The organism is Bacillus sp. F9_6S_D1_P_5, assembly GCF_054823925.1.
The window spans coordinates 1-18,990 of the sequence record NZ_JBTREW010000025.1 but is presented as its reverse complement, the minus strand read 5'-3'; the positions used below and the strand labels follow the sequence as shown (position 1 = coordinate 18,990).

Genomic DNA, 18,990 nt, shown 5'->3' with positions numbered 1-18,990 from the left:
GAAAAGCCGGTCCCTATTAAAGGAGCCGGCCTTATTTACTTTCGTATTTTAAACTGTTGTTATTCCCCACATACTAAATTCATAATGATACTCTGTTCTTTCAACACATAATCCGAATTCTAAATCGTCACCAACTAATACAAAGTCGCCATTTCCATTTAGAAATCCTGATTCGATTGATAAATTTTCTAGGTTATCAAACACTTCGTTGATATTCAGTTTAATTGCCTCAAGGTCATATTCCGTAAAGAAAAATAATCTTCCTTGGTTAACCGGGAAATCAATATTTTTAACGGTTTCCTTCAACAGTTCTATTGATAGAGTGATATTTTGTTCATAATTTGAATCACCAAATATTTTTTTGTCCGAAACCTTTTCTAACTTACTAAATAATTCTTTACAAAATAAATCATTTGATTCTGCGTCCATAAATGATTCTTTAGAAATAGTAACAAGATTAGAAAGTTCATTTATAAGTCCTTTTCTTCGATTGTTCCTTTTAAGAATCTCCATGCGATTTTTATCTAGAGTACTCAAAATTTTTAACTCCTTTAATCACTTATTTTTTACCTGACTTGTTGTATCCCTCGAGATTTTCAGGATAATGTCCTTTAAGTTGATCATATCTTCCTTTTTCTAGTGGATTTCCTTTTTTATCAGTTGCAAGGTGGAAATGAGGACCCCTACCCATTTTATCTTCCCGGTGCTCAATGATAAATCTTTTTTGGCCCTTAAAATTAGTATATTCCTCTACCAATCTATTTTCACTTGTTCCATCAAACACATGAATAGGTTTTTGGTGTGGAGTGGAGTTAGGAATTCCAGCGTCCCGTCTTGCCTTTCGATATGCACCGTTACGAGTTAATAATTTGTCTTGTCTCTCCAGATGAGCTTTATAATTTTCAGTGGCCTTAGCAGCTTTAGCGGCCTCAGCGCTTTCAACAGCCTTAGCTGTCATCTTAACACCTTTACCAACTTTAGCGAGTTTTCCGACTGGTGTAAGGCCAGCTACAGCCATGACACCTGCCCCAGTACGTTCCCACCACGAAAGTTTTTCGCCAGTAGATGGATCAATACCATCCCAAACACGACGAACATCATATTCACCACTTATTTCACCAGCAATATCTCTAGCTAATTTTTTACCATCAAAGCCATTCTCTTCAGAAGAAGGTTTACCACACATTGCACCTTCTTCTATTGTAACATCTTGATTATCTGTGTTACGGAATTTTTCAGCGATTCGTTTCAAATCTTCTTCTACTTGTACAAGTGAATTGATAGATGTAAAAGCTTTTGGTCGCGCATCATTGAACATTTGAATGAACTGTTGATTAGAGGCACCAATCCATTGAAAACACAAACGATCTATTTCATTACATAAATTATTATGTATAGATTCTAATGCGATTCGGGTATTACTTGCACGATTCGCAACTTCTTCTAGCATTTCAGGTGTCACTTTGATTTGAACCATTTCTTTCCTCCCTTTCCCCAATTAAAATTATGAGATAAAAAGAAAAAAATGTAAATACGGAAACTTTAGATTAGTATAATAATATTTATGTGAAATAAAATCTGTTTAATTGTAAATAAAGCTTATGTGTATGTAAAGTAACAATAAGAGCCACGATTGTGAGCGGCCTTTTATTTTGCATCAATAATATCAATAAATTTCAACGTCATATTATTGTAAAATGCATCAGTGCAAAGTATTGATTTATTTAGCGGGTCAATATCAACAACGGTCATATAGTTAGTAAGTAAAAAACCACCTCCATAATATGTAATCAGTATTTCTTCTTCAGATAATAATGAACATAATAGCATGTTCTCGATCAGTTCTTGTTCATCCTGGGTTAATGTAGGTCTTTCTACCTTCGTCTTTTCTTTAACTATTTCACGGATACCAGCGAATTGCTCCGGCATCGCTGCGAATGGAGTCCATTTAACCATTCCTCTTCCCTTTGGCATATTAGCGTTGTTCATGCTTTATGTCCCCCTAACAATGTGTTTCTGTATCTTGCTGTTGCACTATTTGTATACGAAATCCCTCTTAATATGCTGTTCTTTCCAAATTTAGTGCGTATTTCGTCCATTACTTTAGTTAGTTGTATTTCTTTTTCTCGTTGTATTACATTATCGAATAGTGAGATTTGTTCTTCGCCTTCATTGATTAAGTTAGTTAAAGAAACATTGATGGTTCTAATGGGTTCCCCAGTATAAAACTTATGTAAAAAGTATGTACAAATCTTATAAATATCCATTGTTAAATTGGTTGGTCGGTTCATAGTGTGAGTTTTTCTGAAACCACCAGCGTAATTTTTGCTGTAGCCAATAGAAAAATGAATAGTTTGAGCTAGTTTGTTTTGCCTTCGCATTCGATAACAAACTTCCTCAATATGTTCCAGTAGAATAATTGGGAATTCCTCTATGGTGTAATCACGCATAAGTATTTGGCTTTTACCAATTGAAGTTGTGGCTGGAACGTATTTTTCTGATATTCGGCTAAAATCAATGCCGTTGCTGTGTAAGTGTAGTTCTTCGCCAATAACCCCAAAGCTCTGCTTTAAGTATTTCAGTGGATATTGCGCCAAGTCTCCGATTGAATGAATCCCTTTTCGGTTTAACTTTGCTTCTGTCTTACCTGAAATCCCCCAAAACTTACTCAGTGGTCGTATTGGCCATAATTTTATGGGTACATCTTCGTACTTCCAGTATGCTATGCAATCTTTCGTTTTCTTTGCTTCCACATCTAAGGCAACCTTACTCATTAAAGGATTCGGCCCAATTCCTATCGTGCATTCGATTCGTGTCTTCGCATATATTTCACGTTTGAATTCCAATGCAAACTCATACGGATCGTTAGCAAATAAGTGAATACTATCCGTAATATCCATAAAGAACTCATCGATGGAATATTGGTGGAAATCCTCGACAGGCACGTATTGCAGAGCTAACTTAGTGATGAAATTAGAACATTTTATGTAAGTACTCATAATTGGGTTTACCACCAGGATATCTTTACGACGTGGTATTTCATACAATCTAGCCATTTTCTTTACGCCTAACGCTTTTAATGGTGGAGTTGCAGCCAAAACAATTGAACCGCTCCTATTTACATCACCAACTACGGCTAATTTAGTATGAAGTGGGTCTAGTCCCATTTTAATGCACGATACGCTGGCATAGAACGAACGAAGATCTACACATAAAACAATTCGATTTGGCAATATTGAATAGTCATACACCGTTATTCCCCCTAAATAACAGAACGTTAGTTCTTATTATATACGAATGTATGTTCTTTTATGAAGAGGTTTTTTCAAAAAAATAAAACAAACTATAAGGAATTGGTTATGGGCTAACTATCTTTTGGATTAAAGTAGTATCCTAACTAATTGCATCCGTTATAGCGTTATGTGGCGGTCTATTCATTAAGGTTGGTAGCCAGGAACGGGGATTCTCCTTAATAAGCCGCGCAGGAATTGGTTATATAGTGGTGCAAATGATACCGTTGTTTATGCGATTACTTGTTGAAATTGCTAAAGCTATTTAGTTGTCCCTAACAAGTATTGTTCTTTATATAAAAATAACTGTTTATCGTTATTAACAAACAACATATCTTAACTAAACATTCGAAATTAACTGTTTTATATTTCTAAAAATTCTATATATTTACAATGATTATTTTTAAAAATATGATTAGGTGGCAAGCTATAAAACTATAAAAAGGGGGATTTTTTATGTTTAAAAAGTTAATAATAGGAACACTAGTAACTGGTATTGTATTAACTGGAGGAATTGGAGCTTCGGCAACTACATTTGAATCAAATTCATTAGCTGATAGTAAAGTAAAGAAAGAAATAGCTAGATATGACATTAAACTTGAGGTAGGGGAGAAAAAAAGAGTATCTGGAAGTTGGGCTTATTCTGAATTTGGAGACGGAAGCGTTTTTGAATTAACGATAGAAAACGGAAAATATTATGTTAAAGGCTTAAATCCAGGCACGGGTGGTATAGTAGTAGATGGAAAAGGAAAGTCAATTCTAGTCACTGAATAATATAAGAAATAGAATACTTAAGTTAAAAGCTCTGTATAATCAGAGCTTTTTTCTTTGCAGGAATTTCTTAACCATCATGGAATACTCTGACTAGGAGGTGTTGTGACGTTATGACGGACGAAATTGTTTATTCTGCTAGTGAAGTATACAAACGACTAGGAATAAGTGATAGCACCCTTAGAAAGTACATGGAAGTACTGCAACGTGAAGGATTCGCAGTAAAGAAGGATAATCGTGGTAGACGCCAATACACAGACAGTGACATTATGGTGATTGAGAAATTAATTGAATTGAGTAAGCATGACGGTATGACGCTAGAGAAGGCAGCGAAGATGATAGCGCAGCAAATCGAAAAAGTTAATCCGGATCTGATTCAAGAAGAAGCTGAGGAAACGGACTTAGTGCCATTCCACATTAAACAGCAACTACAGGAACAGTATAGCGTTATGGTGCAAGAAATGAATCAAAGCATGTTAGCGATGGAGAAGCGATTGAGTGAGCAGACGAAGCAGAATAACGAGGAAATCAAAGCAAGCGTAGAATCGCATAATGAACGAGTGGAAAAACGATTGGAAGCGCGGGATGAGACACTGATGAAAACACTACGTGAGATGCAGGAAACGAAGAGAATGATGCAGGAGTTTCGGGATGAGGTTGCTGCTGCGAAAGATAAGAAAAAGCCGTGGTGGAGGTTCTGGGGAGGATAAGAAGAGGGACTACTGGCCATGGTAGGAACTTATAAAAATAGAGTTATAGAAAAAGAAAAAGAAAAAGTGGATCCCTTGTGAGAGTGGGGATCCACTTTTTTTTGCTACCAATAATGAGCTGTTATGTTAACTTTACGTTAATATTTTATACAGAAACTCCACAAATACCGTTACCAAAAATGGACAAGCTGCATTTATTAATATAGTACACAAGTTGTACAAGCTATTCTATAAATTGAAAGGAGATCATTTTAAAACATGCCTAAACATAAACCTGGTAGTCCGAAAAAGAAAAAAAATTGTAATTATGAAGATTACAACGAGCATTCCTGCGACATGGAACAAAAGTACTTTCCTTTTGTTAATAATGTGAATGTAGATGTAAATGTAAATAGTTATATTCCACCAACTACGCCACCAACTACGCCACCAACTACGCCACCAACTACGCCACCAACTACGCCACCAACTACGCCACCAACTACACCGCCAACTACACCGCCAACTACACCGCCAACTACGCCACCAACTACACCACCAACTACACCGCCTGGTATTTCGTCTTAGACTTTTTGAACAAAAATGTATTTATAGCAGTTTATAAATGGATAAGCATCTATAACTTTTTTAATTGAAATATGAATTTTTTTATTAGAAAGGAGAAATAATAATTGCCATATCAATATCAACGTACACCCTTTAATCCTCCTATGACAGAACCAGTTAGAATGTATCAGGGGTGTCATGGACAATTTAATAGTTCCAAAGATTTAGGGTTTAATAATTCTGTATGGGGAGTATCGGTTTATGCTGTAGAAGATGGAACAGTAGTATATACAAAAGGAGATTCCACTTGTAAAAGCCCAATAATTAATTCAACTTCAGCAAATCCTGATCCCGCTGTAAGGAACCCACCAGGTTGTTTAACTGCTAATCTTATAGCGATTAGAGGTAATGATGGGTTCTTCACAGAGTACGTTCACGTTGTCCCTAGAGATAATTTATCATTGAATTCCGTAGTTAAAGCAGGAGATTTCATAGGAACCGTAGATAATTCAGCAGAAACTTCAGGACCTCACGTCCATCTTACGCGCTTTTACCCTAGTACTAATTATATCCCTGGTAATAGTGATTATTGGCAGAATGGTGGAACTTGTAATTGGACAATGTTTAATGTTATAGGAATCACTCCTTCTCCAATAAGGAACGGCTGGGTTGAAGATGAAGACAGTGGAAATTGGTACTATTATGTTAACGCCATACGCCAAACCAACAGATGGGTACTAACTAACAATGTCTATTATCAATTAGATAGTACAGGAGCCTGGACGGGTAGTTATTACTACTTTGATACTGCTGCACAGACATGGTACTGGTGGAACAATTTCACACAGACATGGTACTATTGGAATGGTACTGCATGGATAATTTTATAAATTAGATCCTGATGATTCTTGCTTAAACTGTCAATCATGCCAATAAGACTTTTATGTATATTATCTGCTTTTCCTTCAAATTTACTATCACTTCTCACGTTATTTCTTCATTTTAGGTCTCAAAAATCTCAATAAATCAACATTAAATAGTCATATTACAAAACCTAACTTTCAATCATCTTGATTATATAAATACAAAAGCCCTCCAACTCCCTTAACTGAAGGGCTTTTGAGACTCTCCATATAGTACTGAACTTGATTTTTGGGAAGGATTTCTCTTTATTCAGGCAATACCGCTCCTCATACTAATTGTAGCTTTGTGGAAGTTTGCAAGAGCAAAGAAAACAAATCAAGTATAGAAGTGCATAATAAATGAGTGGAAAAACGATTGAAATTTCGGGATGAGGTTGCTGCGGCGAAAGAGAAGAAAAAGCCGTGGTGGCGGTTTTGGTGAGGGAAAGGAAAGCAGGAGTATTTGTTTTCCTACTTAAAATAAAAAGATACAAAGATAAAAGGATAAAAAGATACATGTATCTTTAGATACAAGGATACATAATAAAAAGTACCCCTGATATAGGGATACTTCTATGATTTTATAGGTCTGTAAGCAATTCGAATTTTCTTTTTTGATCAGGAGTTAGTTCATTTTCTACATAACTTTTAATAAGTATATCAATTATTTCGTGAGCATATTTGGTATTTGTAAGTTTATTTAGAGCTTCAAGTTTCTCTTTGGATTGACTAGAAATTTTAATACTACCCTGTTGGTTTTTAAAATTCTTTTTTTCTGGTGTTTGCAATTTATTATCTGTATTCGAATTCAAGTTATTAGTAATAGGTGTAACGGTTACTACAAATGAATTATTATTATTATTCTCCATAAGTACCACTCCTATTTAAAACTTTTTTCTCTATTTATTTTCTAACGTCTCGTAAAGACGCTTGTACATATCTTTATATGCTTCGGAATGTCGATTTGCCAGATGAGTATCTACATAGCTTTCAATAAGAATATCAATGATGTTGTTAATAGAAGTTTTATTCATACTCTCTTGTTCTTGAATAAATGGTTTTAGAGTATTTATCTTTAGTAAAACAGCTGGTGAAATTTTTGCAGTTTTAGATGGAACTAAACGTGGATCTGGTTTCTCTAGTGTCTGTATTTCTTTTTTCTTGTTAGTCTGATCACTTTGAATAGTTGAAGCTGAACTTTCAGTAATAGGCGTCACAGTTACTACATAAGATTTACTTTTATTTTCCAAAGGTACCACTCCTAGTTAGTAATCAATTAAAACTATTTATTGTTAGATGTTATGTTTTTCAAAATACGTTGCTCACGTTCAGTTAAATTATTTGCAATGTAGAATTCTAGAATTTCATCAATAAATTCGTAATTCTTCATGCTCTTCATTGTACAAATAGTTTTAATCTTACTAAATGATTCAGGAGTTACTTTTATATTCTTTCTATCTTGCGCTGTTAAAACTTTCTTTGTGGGTGCGATGTTGTTATTGGTACTCTGAACATTTCTTTCTGTATTAGCAGATTGTGCTATCTTCGGTTCTTGCGGCGTTTCCCTTTTGATTAAAGCCACTTATGTCAATCCCCTTCCCTAACTTAGTAAGTTTATTTTCTACGAAATACTTTTGTGTATAACTATATCCCGGTTCAATATCGCCCTCAGTTTCGAAAAGGTGAATTCTTTCTTCTAACTCACAGAAAATATCACAGAATAAAGCTAGCATTCTCTTATCATGATGATCTTCAAATTGTAACCCGATTCGTGGATACCATTCTAAACGTGCGTGATTGTTAATAATTGTAGTAAATACATTCTCTTCACCAAAAGTAGCGATTGTACTTTTAACGATTTCTTTGTGTAAGGCACGTTTTTGCTGCAGTAATACAGGAAGTACTCCAGCAACTTGCATTTTTACGAGTGAACCAAAGTCATCAACTAATGTTTGGATGTATTCAAAGATTAAACGTTGACTTCCTTCATATGAAAATTGTTGAGTTTCTTGAACAACAATAATGTAGTCGCTTGCTACCATCGCATTATCCACTTTTAAATCTGTTGAAGGTGGAATATCGATGAATATGTAATCGTAGTTATATTTGATTTTTTCTAGCAATCTAGAAAGGTAAAAAGTTCTGTCTTCAACTGTATTGAATGTTTCGATTAAGAAGTCAGCATATTTCCTCATATCATATCCGCATGGAATCATGTCTAGGTTATCATGAAGATGTACAATACCTGATGTTAGGTCTCCTTCTTCAAGACACTTCATTAATGTCTTTTGCATTTCTGTAATATTAAATGATTTTGCTAAGAACGTTGTACCGTTCCCTTGAAGGTCAGTATCGATAAATAAAACTTTCTTATTAAAGATTAAAGAAGCCACAAGAGATTCCATACACGAATCAGTTGTTTTCCCAACTCCACCTTTTTGTTGGGCGTTGATTATTACGTATCCTTTTTTCACAGGAATCGCTCCTTTTAAATTTGTAATATAATTGTAACAAAGGATAAATGTATCTTTTTATCTTTTTATTCTCGACTCGATGATAACATGAGCTTGTACAAAAAGTAAAAGGATAAATGTATCTTTTTTATGTTTAATAGAATAATTCAATTTTTCGTGTACAGAACATTTATCAGAAATACTATAATATCAACGATAATTGATGTATCTTTTTATCTTTCTATCTTTTTATCTTTGTATCTAAAGATACACAAAGGTAAACTATGTATCTTTGTATCTAAGGATAAATGTATCTTTTTATCTTTCTATCTTTTTATCCTTTATTTAAGCTTGTTAGATGACGTAAACCCACTTACAGGGGCATTTACAAAGAAAAAAACTTGTTGTAACTTAATAAACAACAAGCAACATTCTACAAATCAAACCATAATTTGATATTTTATATAAACGAAGATCGATAAGACAATTGAATAAGAACACAAAACAAAAAGCCACTCCCATATGCTATCGGCTACCAACCTTTAGCGGGAATGACTTGCTCTAGCAAGTGTACCACCACTTGGCTAGACATGAACTGTATTCAACGACAGTGTTAACGTTTAAGAAGTGTACCACCACTAACCTTAAACAACTATGCCTTTCTCCGAGGCTTCTTTGATATACCCATTTTATCTATTGTTTGGATAAATATCAACTAGTAAATACTAGTTTTGATTATTTTGTAGTCCAAAAGATATATAACGGGCATCTCTAAACCTAGAAGTCTTGTGAATGTACAGGCCATTTAGGATTTGGAGATGCTTTTTTGTTTTTTGTTCGCGTGGAATTGCCTGATACCACGTAAATAAAAACTGATAAGCCGTAATTCCGTGCTTCTATATAGAGGGAACGTGTTACGGCGTGGCTAGCTGTTGGTCGTGCAGGGGGTACAAAGTATACGCCTACAAAAACAGCACCCCTCATTAGAATCCTGTTCTTCTGGTGAGGGTGGGCGAGAACTTGCCCAGGGACGATTCTCTAAAAGGTTCGGGTGGTTATCGTTAGCATTACGGTGCTAGGGAGTACATTCAGTTTGTCGTGTAGGGACGATATTACAAGGACAAGCCATAGAAAAAGGATGTATGCGGTGAAGATCGCTGAGTGAACAGGGTCTATACATACGGATACCTTATAAGTGACCGCATGGCAAAAACAAGACGCTTATCCATCTATTTTGATCGATTACTTTTTTGTGATCTTTCAAAGTAGGGGATAAATCTGCCTTCCAGCCGTGTTCCATAATCGTTCCCACATGATAAAAACCCTCAAGACCTTCAGTCAAGTATAATTACGGAGAAAAGATGAAAAATATAGGGTTGTTTAAGTCCTGGGGGAATGACTTACCAAGATAGAGGAATAAATAAAGGATTTGCTACTTACTTGGTTAGAGGATAAGGGGATGGATGATAAAATAGGCCTTATTGCTGAATTTGGTTTTACACAACAGATATAGTACGTGAAATTTTTTTATTGATTTTACACTGAAAAAAAGGATGTGACTTGAATTTTGAAATCTATTTTATTCGAAATACCTAAAAAACATATAAAAAATATTTCAACTAAACCTGGTAGTAAATACCCTTATGAGTGGCATATTTATATACCCTTGTTGCCCGCTTTTTCAATTACACACTTTTCAATACAAGCTAATATAAGTGTAAGTTTTTCAACTAGAAATGATCGAATACATGGGCATTATTTAATAGTGGAATCAGAAATGCATCCTAGGTCTTTGAGTGAAAATGAAGATGTTATTGTAGTATTGAATTATCATGGTATAAGAGATTATAGTTTATTATTTCCTTGGATAAAGGATAAGTCTTTACGTAATCGTATTGGATTATCATGGTATAAGAGATTATAGTTTATTATTTCCTTGGATAAAGGATAAGTCTTTACGTAATCGTATTGGATTATTTTATGAGGAAGCTGATAAAAGCTTTGAAACTGAATCATGGCTTTCTTTAGCTTTAATGTGTGGTAGCGTTTTTGAGGGTATGTTATATGGATTATTACAGCCATCTACAAATAATCATACGTTTTTTAAAATGTTAAAAGTGGCTAAAGAAAAAGGAATTATAACTGAGAGTCAATTTGCTATCATGGATAGAATAAGAGAGTTACGAAACTTAGTTCATGGTAATACATATAATTTACCTTATATCACAAGAAGAGAGGCAATGGATATTAGAGCTACATTGGATCAAATAATTAAAGATGTGAGTCTATTTAATAAGATGAGTATCCCAATTTAATAACTCTATAATGTACAAATTCTAGTTATTGTGCTATATTATACCAGTAATGTTAGTTAAATGAGTGTGATTGTCAACCTACCTCTGGTAAGTTAACTAAAATCAAGCAACATATAGAGCTTGTTGATTTTTAGTTCTTATTGGAAGGAGGTGATACATGTGAAAGAATTGATAGTGACTTTATTGTTGTTATTCGTTGAAAGGTACATCCTTGAACCTTTCGTTGAGTATATAGAACAAGTAAGTTTGAGTTTATCTATTTTTACATATGTAAAAACCACTCAAGCTATTGACGTAGCTGTAGAGTGGCTAAGGGTACTAAAAATAGTGGCTTTTAGCTATGTTCCGTTTACTCACTGATAAGTGAGCATTACATAGGAAACAGGGTGTCTCTACCACTCTGTTTCTTTGCTATTTTATCTCTGTCTAGTTTATATTATACATTCATTTAAAGAATTTTGCACTTTTTATAGAATGTGGGGGAGGAATTGCTATGAAATTCGATTTTCTTAAAATATTTATAAAATCAACAATATTATTTGTTTTAGTCCTATTTATAGCGGATAAATTTTTAGATTACAAAGGTATAAATACAATGGTTTATGCATTAAGTTTTGCGGTAATTATTCCGTTTGTTAGTCTAGGAATAGATTATCTTAAATATTGTCTTAGGGAAAAACACGTTTAAAAGTTAATTTAACGTGTTTTTTTAGTACTATGAATAAAAGAAGATACCTTAAGATGTCTTTTTTTAACTCGAATGATATTATGTCATTTTAAATTTTAGGGATAGAAAAAGGATAATTCTTCGGTATTATTCCTATTTCTTTTGCGAATATGATCAAATCAGGATTACACTCAGGGGCAATAAGTTTAATCATTTTCATGGTTATTCCCGTTAGTAGTGTTCTTGTGTATTTAACCATTTCATCAGATATTCCGTTTCTTAGAGGTTTGAGTGCAAAGTCATCTTTCGTTAAATCTTTATGGTTAGATGCACTCAATGAGTGATAACCGTGAGCTTCCATTGATAACAGGCCATAAAGAAGGGAAATTTCATCATCTGCTACTTTATCAACAAGCTTTTTTATTGATGTTGGTCCATTAAATAGGGAATGCCATTTAGGTTCATATTTGGATTTTTTATTAGTTCGTTCCCATTCATTTAGCACTTTAATAAACCGTCCCTGGTTTATTATTGATTCAGATTCTTTAATATCAATTTCTAATTCTTTTTTATTTATAGGTTCATCATTAAAATTTAACTCTAGAGAATCTTTAGCAATCTGTAATTCTGATTTCAAAAAACAAACATAATAAGAGAATGCCCTATCTTGAATCCATTTTTTTTCTTGAAGAATGTACTTTAGCGCTAAGACTGTTTCCATTGCAGATCTTATTAAAATTCTACCTGGTCCTTCAAGATTGTGATCAGCCAAAATATAAATGCCGTCAACTTGCTCCAATAATTTTCTGTAAAGAGAGAGAATTATTTTATTCTCTATTTCCAAACCGTTTTTTCTTTCTATTTTTTTTAGAGTCTCTTCTCCGAACTGGATGCTTTTACTTAATACTTCTAAGTATGAATTCATAAATGCTATATGCTCCTTCTATTAAAATAATAAAAGCACCGATTAGAATGCCATTGCTTCCTTACCTAATACATTTTTATAGATTAATTATGTAATAATTGTTTTAATGTGTTAACAATTTATCTTAACACATTAAAACGGTATAGGCAGGAATACAAGATATTGTAGGCGCTAAACCATAAAGAAAAGACACCCTAGGGTGTCTTCCTCCGACCTGAACTATCTTAATTTTAATAATATGTTAAGGAATATTGGTCATTGAGAAATATGATTCAAATCTATATTTCTCAATCATTATAAAAAGTGTTTTAATTTTTAATTATATTTGAGTGATTACTTGTGTAGTGTTCTCTATATAGTTCGGATGTTAAATTTAAAAAAACGGTAACAGATGTTTTTAATAGGACCATATAATCTTCTATCATTTTGTTCGAAATATATAATGAATTACTATGAATAACTTTATTCCTAATTTTTCGTAAGTCATCCCATAAAGCGTAAAAATCTTTGTCATACTGTCCTATATATTGTTCTAGACTTTTAGCTCTATTAGCATCTAAATATCTAATTTTCCTATGGAGCGATAAAAATTCATCGCTATGTTCTTTTATTTTTCCGATTTTAATTGCATCTTTATAGTAAACATTAAATAGTAATTCAATAGTAGAGGCTATTAATATTACTATAGGCTTTCTATAAGGTGTGTTTATCAAAGGGAGTGAAGAAACTATACTTATCGCTAAATCAGTTGGATAAAATTGTACTAATTTGTCTTCTAAATTATCAATCACCCTTGATTTAACATCAATACTATATTCTACTTCATCTTCAAGTAAACTATCTAATATGTGATAGATTGTGGTGTAATCTTCTAGAGATAAATTTTCATGAGTACCTTCAATTTCATTAAAAATTGTATAGGTGGATGTTAATTTTTTAGTTAAATCATTCTTATTTTGATTGTATAGTTCTTGAATAGTTTTTATGAAATCATTTACTGAAAAATGGGGATAATAGCAATATTTTAGCCTCTTTTGAGCCCCACAGAATGTACATTCAACACCATCAACTATTTTTTCTTGCACTGTATCAAAATTATATTTTTCAATTATTTCACCACATTCATAACAAAAGAAAGAAACCGTCAATAATTTCACCAGCTTTCATCGAATTAAATACTATCTAATTATTTTCTCCATAACCTTTTTATACTTTGTATCATCATTCATTTGTGTTAGGTAAGATTACTACCAAATCATAACAAATCCAGTTATAACTTTTTTGTCATATTCTGTCGAAAATAAATAAAAAAAGACACCCTAAGGTGCCTTTCTCCGACTTGAACCACATTCATTTTGTATAAATTTATCCGTATTATCCCTTTGTTATACGTGTAAACACATCCTATAAAACAGAATCGTCTATATACACCAGATTGTTAGTTCACAAAGCACAAGAGATTTGAGATCAGTAATAGAGTGAAGGCATATCTATTATAATGGTCGATATGTTACGTCTTTCAAAAGAATCTGCTTTATATAACGTGTCCACAATTTATATTTTACTACATGTAATATTCATTTAGTGTTATTTTTACAGATATGTATAATTACATAAACTTTATGAGAAATAGAGAGTATACTTTGGTATTGTGTAATAAAGATAAAGCCCATCTACGGAAATAGGTGGGTTTTTAATTCGTAAAGAAAAGACACTTTAAGTTGCCTTTTCTTGTTTTTGGGGTATCTTCGTTGTTAAGTATATCTATGCCTAATTGGGGGTGTTACAATGTACGTGATTGAAGAATCCGATTTAGTTTAACGATTTGTTTTTCTTGTAAATTTGATAACATAAATTAATAAACAAAGTGCCAATAAGGCTTGAATAATTCTAGTTACTAAACTAATAATTGGATTAAAATCAAAACCTACTATAATGTGTAAAATTGTGTATGTTGCGAAAAAGGTAATAGCTATTTGCAATAGTTTTTTCATAGAATATCCACCTTCTTTGGAAATTCAAATTTATAATAACAACGTTACAATTGCTCTTGCTGTCATATCTGCTAACCATGCAGGGCAGCCCATCTTTTTAAGCTGGTTTGATATAGCTGTTGTAATAGTTCCACTAAAACCAATGACTATATTAAGAGTTTTAACAACTACAGTATAACTCAAATATCCTTTTAATGCTTTTTTACTGTCCCATGAAATTGGTAATTTATCAACATATTGTCTTACACTTCTATCCCAAGCAACTCTCCCAATTCTATTTAGATTTTTTAACATTTGTTTTGCTGCTATTTTTGCCGCTTGAGATTTAGGACCGTATTGTGGACCATCAACATTTTTGATTGATAATGGTAATGCTTCTCCAGGAACTTCTTTAGCTAATTCTTGTTCAATCCCTGTCATAATATCTTCAATTGAAATATTATTTTCTTTCAATTCTTTTTCTAATTTTAATAAATCTAAAATTTCTGCTTGGCTTAATCTTTCATCAACTGTTTCAAATCCTGAGGCTTTCACTTCCTGTACATTAAAGGTTAATGGGGCTGCAACGCCAAACACAAATGTACCTGCTAAAACTGCACTAATAATTTTTTTGTTTTGTTTGTTATTCACTTGGAAACTACCTCCTAAAAATAATAGTATTTGTTAAAATTGTAAAATATAACATTTATATTTAATAGACTATTTTAATAGTTTTTAATTTGATATAATAGTAATAATTGTAAAATATTACCTCGAAACTAATTTGGACAGGTAGTCATTTTTGCTCTGATTTAATTGTAGATGGGGTTTTACATGATAAAAAATAAAAGGATTTGCTACAAGTTACATGTTAGTTTAATGAAAAAAGAAATTCTAAGGAGTCTTCCTCCGACTTGAAGGATCCTATAGCAAAGTGTTACCCATTTCCATAGGGTGGAGAGGCTTTTTTATGTGCAAAAGAAAAACCCACTGTATTTTCATTTTTACTGAAAGGCAAAAACAATGAAGTTTAAGGCTAAATCTAGCTATAAAGACATGTTGTTAAACAACAATACGATAATAGAAGAGGAGTGGGGGATCCACTCCTCTTATCACGACATGTTTTTTATTTTTTATTTTTTATTACGACAATTAGGGGTACCACCAGCATTTCAGAAACAGACAACGCTAAGCAAAAAATAAAATGGGCTGTCCGTATGGACAGCTCATTTACATAATTCTCGTTATCGGAAGATATGTTTATAAATAATGAAAACTCTTTTTTATAATAAATAAAGTATTTGCATTTAAACTCCATCAAACTCAAATGTATTTTTTTCTAGACATATTGCTTCATCGGAATTTTTGATAATAATATCAAAACGTTGACTGTATGGATGCATAAACACTTTGTACTGAATCCGACGTTCTTCATGAGATTGCCTTAAATAATTGATATCGGCTCCCCTTTCAGCAATATCGCGGCTAGACCTTCTCATTAATTCCGTTTCATCATCTGTATAGAAGTAAATTTTTAAATCAAATAAATCGGGATTAATAAATGCGACACACATTCCTTCTACAATTGTCACTTTGTTTTTTGAAGAAATCAACTCGCTTTTCATATAATGCGTATCTATCGTATAAAAATCTAAACCAGATTTTACCATCTGAACATCTCTGTCTAAAGCAGATAAATGATGCGCTGATGGATGACAAGCCGTCATTTTATAATGATGATTTTCATTTTGATATGTATAGTGAATAATCGCATGCTTTCGTATGTCCGAACTAACAATGTATGGATCTGTATTAATATAATTCACTTTATTTTGATTCATTTGGTTTATGAGCTTATTGGCGAACGTTGTTTTTCCGGCAGCACCGTGTCCTGAAATGCCAATAATAATCTGTTCATCGGTCATATTGATCCAATTTATAATTTCTTGTAATAACTTTTTCATTATTTTCCCCCTGTTACTAATATATCCCCTTATTTACATCATCTTAATATATAGTTATTTTTTTATAAAATCATACATGAAGTGAAAAAATGGTATGATTATCCATCATATCATCTCTATTTTTAAAAAACTATATAGAGATGGATAAAGATTCATGTGAAGTTAACATAACGTCCTATTATCGGTAGCAAGGACAAGGAGGAATCCTGTTCTCACAGGGGAACCTCCTTTTTTTGTTCTATGGACATATGCATTTTTTATACATTCCTATTATGGCGCGGTTTTAGGTTGCTCGTTTGTTACTGGATTAGCCGAAAAACTGTATAAAATCTTGCATGCTCTTAGCATGGCTTTTTTCCGAAATGCTGACGGTACCACATTTAGAAGACTAGTATGTGTTGCTAGTCTTTTTTTATTAATTTACAAAATGAAATAATAAAAAAAGACACCCTAAGGTGCCTTCCTCTACTTGATCTACATAAGACTTTTCTTACAGTACAAATAAAGTTTGGTTCCCACCCAACTTTATTTCATCACATCTATTTATAAATTTTAATTAATTTATGGGTTAGATTACACCCATTTATACATTTCAAATACCAATTCGTCTAACTTACTTGTCCATCTTAATCCAGAAATTTCAGGAAAAAGAGATCTATAATGACCCCAGTTTAAGATATGAATATCCTGAAATTCTAAATCATTTAGCGAGGATACACTTTTAGCATTATATGCAGGTTTATGAACGTAAATTAACAATCTTTCAGCCAAGTCAATTTCTACTGACCATTCAGTTTCAGTTGGGTTTTTAGAACCGTGTAACCTTCCAACATATATTTTAGTATTGTTAGAATCGTTAGTGTCCGGCCAATTTTCTTGGGAAATTCTTTTTCCTAGAGTCTGAAAATCGGCTTTTCCAATATACAACAGAACGTCATTACCATATATAGGGTGATTCCCATAAATCTGATAAATTCCATAATCGGTTTCTTCATTTTTTAATTTTACGAGGTCTGTAATATTGTATGGTCCATCCCAAAGGATTTGAATTAAACTCGTTTTTTTAGTTTCCATAATAAAAACATCCTTAAAATCATACCAATAAAGCCGTTTAAATCTAAATGCTATCCCATTATAAGTGAATAAACAAAACCATTTACTATAGCATATTGTTTTTCTCATACGCATTTAAGGCATTTACACCGTGACTCAAGGCTGCTCCGGCTTTTACTGCAGATGCAACGATAATTGCCTCCAAAACCTCTTCCATAGTTCCCCCATATTTCTTATACTTGTTTACATGAACATCAATACAATAGGGACAACCAGTCGTATGAGCCACCGCAATCGCAATAAGTTCCTTTGTTTTCGTTGGTATTAATCCAGATACAAACGCCTCCTTCTCAAATGTTAAAAAAGCTTTTGAGGATGCTGGTGCCATTTTTATAAGCTCATTAATTCGTTTTAAATAAGAATTTCGATAAAGAACATCGTCTCCTTTGTAAAGACCGTTTAGATTTTCCATGAAGATCTTCCTTCCTTAATGAATGTTGTCCTCATTATCATATAATCTAAAAGAGGAGAATTTCTGTAACTATATCACAGAAAACGGCTAAATTTTTGTTGTAGAGCCTTTCGTTGGATGTTTACGATTTTTCCGCGATGTAAAGTAAGAAGTCCCTCCTTCTCGAACTTCTTTAGTGTCCGGCTAACTACTTCCCGTGCTGTACCTAACTCAATAGACAACTTCTCGTGGGTTATGATTATCTCGTCGGAATATAGAGAGGTATGTTTAATGAGATAATCTGCAATCCGATCGTCTATCCCTTTAAAAGCAATCTCTTCTACAAGCTGAGTCACAGTTGACATTTTACGAATAAATAATCCGTATATAAATCTGCTTAACGAATCGTATGTATGTATCCAGTTCCGAAAAGTTTCGGCCGGTATGATTAAGGCTTCAACATCGCTTTCGACTGCGGCAAAAGCCTCATAATCTAAATCACCCAATATGCTAGCTATCATCATTAAACAAACGCCGCCGCTCTGAACCCGATAGAGGGTTATCTCCCTGCCATTCTCTCCAACCCTATAAATGCGTACACAGCCATCCAAAATAAAAATAGCATGGTGTAAGCGATGCCCCCTTGCAAAAGCTACAGGAGTGGTTGGAACTTGCACTATAGAAATATCAGTTCTATTCCATTCCTTAGCTTCAATAGAGGACAGGCAAGGGAAACATTTTATAACCTGATTTAGTTTACTGATCATTTGTTCCTCCTAATCTTTATTAAATCCATGTTTAAATAACTTTTTTGGTGCTTAACGGATTAATAAAATAATATCAGAAAAGTGGATTTCTTTTTTTAAAAATGCTTCTAGGGGTAGCACCACACATCCATCAACTTAAGGTATATTTTCAAACAAAATGCGGTCTTTCCATATAGTTTTTTATTATCTTTTGTAGATTTTAT

General features: G+C 33.0%; 24 protein-coding genes and 1 pseudogene. 9 read left to right on the top strand and 16 right to left on the bottom strand.

What is annotated here, in order from left to right; translation table 11 throughout:
• Positions 1–48 precede the first annotated feature (48 nt).
• The 4 genes from ACUXEY_RS23695 to ACUXEY_RS23680 form a co-directional block, all read right to left on the bottom strand.
• On the bottom strand, positions 49–537 hold the full coding sequence (locus tag ACUXEY_RS23695) for a YxiF family protein (protein ID WP_137035228.1): 489 nt from the start codon (positions 535–537) through the stop codon (positions 49–51).
• Positions 538–559: 22 nt separating this feature from the next.
• Entirely contained in the window at positions 560–1,477 is a 918-nt protein-coding gene (locus ACUXEY_RS23690) for a WXG100 family type VII secretion target (RefSeq protein WP_461301745.1), read from the bottom strand.
• A gap of 170 nt (positions 1,478–1,647) precedes the next feature.
• Positions 1,648–1,989, bottom strand: a complete 342-nt coding sequence (locus ACUXEY_RS23685; RefSeq protein ID WP_461301744.1) for a YolD-like family protein — start codon at positions 1,987–1,989, stop codon at positions 1,648–1,650.
• Entirely contained in the window at positions 1,986–3,251 is a 1,266-nt protein-coding gene (locus ACUXEY_RS23680) for a Y-family DNA polymerase (protein WP_461301743.1), read from the bottom strand. The genes ACUXEY_RS23685 and ACUXEY_RS23680 overlap by 4 nt, the downstream gene beginning before the upstream one ends.
• A gap of 495 nt (positions 3,252–3,746) precedes the next feature.
• On the opposite strand from ACUXEY_RS23680, the gene ACUXEY_RS23675 reads away from it, so the two are divergent.
• The 5 genes and pseudogenes from ACUXEY_RS23675 to ACUXEY_RS23655 form a co-directional block, all read left to right on the top strand.
• Positions 3,747–4,064, top strand: a complete 318-nt coding sequence (locus tag ACUXEY_RS23675) for a hypothetical protein (RefSeq protein WP_147808602.1) — start codon at positions 3,747–3,749, stop codon at positions 4,062–4,064.
• 110 nt (positions 4,065–4,174) lie between these two features.
• Positions 4,175–4,771 carry a DUF3967 domain-containing protein gene (locus tag ACUXEY_RS23670; RefSeq protein ID WP_461301742.1) on the top strand — a complete coding sequence of 199 codons (597 nt, stop codon included), beginning with the start codon at positions 4,175–4,177 and terminating at the stop codon, positions 4,769–4,771.
• 258 nt (positions 4,772–5,029) lie between these two features.
• Positions 5,030–5,338 carry a hypothetical protein gene (locus tag ACUXEY_RS23665; RefSeq protein ID WP_461301741.1) on the top strand — a complete coding sequence of 103 codons (309 nt, stop codon included), beginning with the start codon at positions 5,030–5,032 and terminating at the stop codon, positions 5,336–5,338.
• A 104-nt stretch (positions 5,339–5,442) separates the two neighbouring features.
• Positions 5,443–6,207: a M23 family metallopeptidase gene (locus ACUXEY_RS23660; RefSeq protein WP_461301740.1), complete on the top strand. Its 765-nt coding sequence runs from the start codon at positions 5,443–5,445 to the stop codon at positions 6,205–6,207.
• Positions 6,208–6,586: 379 nt separating this feature from the next.
• A pseudogene (locus ACUXEY_RS23655) lies at positions 6,587–6,661 on the top strand (DUF3967 domain-containing protein); the annotation flags it as partial.
• Positions 6,662–6,800: 139 nt separating this feature from the next.
• Here ACUXEY_RS23655 and ACUXEY_RS23650 read toward each other — a convergent pair.
• From ACUXEY_RS23650 to prgP, 4 genes are read right to left on the bottom strand one after another with little or no spacing between them, the layout of a single operon-like run.
• Positions 6,801–7,088, bottom strand: a complete 288-nt coding sequence (locus tag ACUXEY_RS23650) for a hypothetical protein (protein ID WP_461301739.1) — start codon at positions 7,086–7,088, stop codon at positions 6,801–6,803.
• A 30-nt stretch (positions 7,089–7,118) separates the two neighbouring features.
• Complete coding sequence (locus ACUXEY_RS23645) at positions 7,119–7,469, bottom strand: hypothetical protein (RefSeq protein WP_461301738.1); 351 nt, start codon at positions 7,467–7,469, stop codon at positions 7,119–7,121.
• Positions 7,470–7,501: 32 nt separating this feature from the next.
• Entirely contained in the window at positions 7,502–7,801 is a 300-nt protein-coding gene (locus ACUXEY_RS23640; RefSeq protein WP_461301737.1) for a hypothetical protein, read from the bottom strand.
• Complete coding sequence (gene prgP / locus ACUXEY_RS23635; protein WP_461301736.1) at positions 7,746–8,693, bottom strand: ParA superfamily DNA segregation protein PrgP; 948 nt, start codon at positions 8,691–8,693, stop codon at positions 7,746–7,748. Before prgP ends, ACUXEY_RS23640 begins: the two co-directional genes overlap by 56 nt.
• Before the next feature lie 1,546 nt (positions 8,694–10,239).
• On the opposite strand from prgP, the gene ACUXEY_RS23630 reads away from it, so the two are divergent.
• The 4 genes from ACUXEY_RS23630 to ACUXEY_RS23615 all read left to right on the top strand — a co-directional run bounded on the left by ACUXEY_RS23630 (position 10,240) and on the right by ACUXEY_RS23615 (position 11,675).
• The gene (locus ACUXEY_RS23630) at positions 10,240–10,596 is read left to right on the top strand and encodes a hypothetical protein (RefSeq protein WP_461301735.1); all 357 of its coding nucleotides are present in this window, start codon (positions 10,240–10,242) and stop codon (positions 10,594–10,596) included.
• The gene (locus tag ACUXEY_RS23625; protein ID WP_461301734.1) at positions 10,568–10,987 is read left to right on the top strand and encodes a DUF4145 domain-containing protein; all 420 of its coding nucleotides are present in this window, start codon (positions 10,568–10,570) and stop codon (positions 10,985–10,987) included. Before ACUXEY_RS23630 ends, ACUXEY_RS23625 begins: the two co-directional genes overlap by 29 nt.
• 159 nt (positions 10,988–11,146) lie before the next feature.
• Positions 11,147–11,347, top strand: coding sequence for a hypothetical protein (locus ACUXEY_RS23620; protein ID WP_460508645.1), 201 nt, complete (start codon positions 11,147–11,149; stop codon positions 11,345–11,347).
• 133 nt (positions 11,348–11,480) lie between these two features.
• Positions 11,481–11,675, top strand: a complete 195-nt coding sequence (locus tag ACUXEY_RS23615; protein WP_460508642.1) for an ABC transporter permease — start codon at positions 11,481–11,483, stop codon at positions 11,673–11,675.
• Positions 11,676–11,763: 88 nt separating this feature from the next.
• Here ACUXEY_RS23615 and ACUXEY_RS23610 read toward each other — a convergent pair whose 3' ends face one another.
• The 8 genes from ACUXEY_RS23610 to ACUXEY_RS23575 all read right to left on the bottom strand — a co-directional run bounded on the left by ACUXEY_RS23610 (position 11,764) and on the right by ACUXEY_RS23575 (position 18,787).
• Entirely contained in the window at positions 11,764–12,579 is an 816-nt protein-coding gene (locus ACUXEY_RS23610; protein ID WP_460508639.1) for a DUF5677 domain-containing protein, read from the bottom strand.
• 308 nt (positions 12,580–12,887) lie between these two features.
• A complete protein-coding gene (locus ACUXEY_RS23605) occupies positions 12,888–13,736 on the bottom strand; it encodes a hypothetical protein (protein WP_461301733.1) in 849 nt (282 codons plus the stop codon).
• Positions 13,737–14,396: 660 nt separating this feature from the next.
• Entirely contained in the window at positions 14,397–14,573 is a 177-nt protein-coding gene (locus ACUXEY_RS23600) for a hypothetical protein (RefSeq protein ID WP_461301732.1), read from the bottom strand.
• Between the two features lie 30 nt (positions 14,574–14,603).
• On the bottom strand, positions 14,604–15,203 hold the full coding sequence (locus ACUXEY_RS23595; protein WP_461301731.1) for a hypothetical protein: 600 nt from the start codon (positions 15,201–15,203) through the stop codon (positions 14,604–14,606).
• A 656-nt stretch (positions 15,204–15,859) separates the two neighbouring features.
• Entirely contained in the window at positions 15,860–16,516 is a 657-nt protein-coding gene (locus ACUXEY_RS23590; protein ID WP_461301730.1) for a uridine kinase family protein, read from the bottom strand.
• A gap of 573 nt (positions 16,517–17,089) precedes the next feature.
• Entirely contained in the window at positions 17,090–17,590 is a 501-nt protein-coding gene (locus tag ACUXEY_RS23585; RefSeq protein ID WP_461301729.1) for a hypothetical protein, read from the bottom strand.
• Between the two features lie 85 nt (positions 17,591–17,675).
• The gene (locus ACUXEY_RS23580; protein WP_166703039.1) at positions 17,676–18,041 is read right to left on the bottom strand and encodes a carboxymuconolactone decarboxylase family protein; all 366 of its coding nucleotides are present in this window, start codon (positions 18,039–18,041) and stop codon (positions 17,676–17,678) included.
• 74 nt (positions 18,042–18,115) lie between these two features.
• Entirely contained in the window at positions 18,116–18,787 is a 672-nt protein-coding gene (locus ACUXEY_RS23575) for a Crp/Fnr family transcriptional regulator (RefSeq protein ID WP_207996680.1), read from the bottom strand.
• Positions 18,788–18,990 lie beyond the last annotated feature (203 nt).

Coding starts and splice junctions, on each gene's coding strand:
- ACUXEY_RS23690 (WP_461301745.1), bottom strand. CDS start 1,477: ATGGTTCAAATCAAAGTGACACCTGAAATGCTAGAAGAAGTTGCGAAT.
- ACUXEY_RS23685 (WP_461301744.1), bottom strand. CDS start 1,989: ATGAACAACGCTAATATGCCAAAGGGAAGAGGAATGGTTAAATGGACT.
- ACUXEY_RS23675 (WP_147808602.1), top strand. CDS start 3,747: ATGTTTAAAAAGTTAATAATAGGAACACTAGTAACTGGTATTGTATTA.
- ACUXEY_RS23670 (WP_461301742.1), top strand. CDS start 4,175: ATGACGGACGAAATTGTTTATTCTGCTAGTGAAGTATACAAACGACTA.
- ACUXEY_RS23665 (WP_461301741.1), top strand. CDS start 5,030: ATGCCTAAACATAAACCTGGTAGTCCGAAAAAGAAAAAAAATTGTAAT.
- ACUXEY_RS23650 (WP_461301739.1), bottom strand. CDS start 7,088: ATGGAGAATAATAATAATAATTCATTTGTAGTAACCGTTACACCTATT.
- ACUXEY_RS23615 (WP_460508642.1), top strand. CDS start 11,481: ATGAAATTCGATTTTCTTAAAATATTTATAAAATCAACAATATTATTT.
- ACUXEY_RS23610 (WP_460508639.1), bottom strand. CDS start 12,579: ATGAATTCATACTTAGAAGTATTAAGTAAAAGCATCCAGTTCGGAGAA.
- ACUXEY_RS23600 (WP_461301732.1), bottom strand. CDS start 14,573: ATGAAAAAACTATTGCAAATAGCTATTACCTTTTTCGCAACATACACA.
- ACUXEY_RS23590 (WP_461301730.1), bottom strand. CDS start 16,516: ATGAAAAAGTTATTACAAGAAATTATAAATTGGATCAATATGACCGAT.
- ACUXEY_RS23585 (WP_461301729.1), bottom strand. CDS start 17,590: ATGGAAACTAAAAAAACGAGTTTAATTCAAATCCTTTGGGATGGACCA.
- ACUXEY_RS23580 (WP_166703039.1), bottom strand. CDS start 18,041: ATGGAAAATCTAAACGGTCTTTACAAAGGAGACGATGTTCTTTATCGA.
- ACUXEY_RS23575 (WP_207996680.1), bottom strand. CDS start 18,787: ATGATCAGTAAACTAAATCAGGTTATAAAATGTTTCCCTTGCCTGTCC.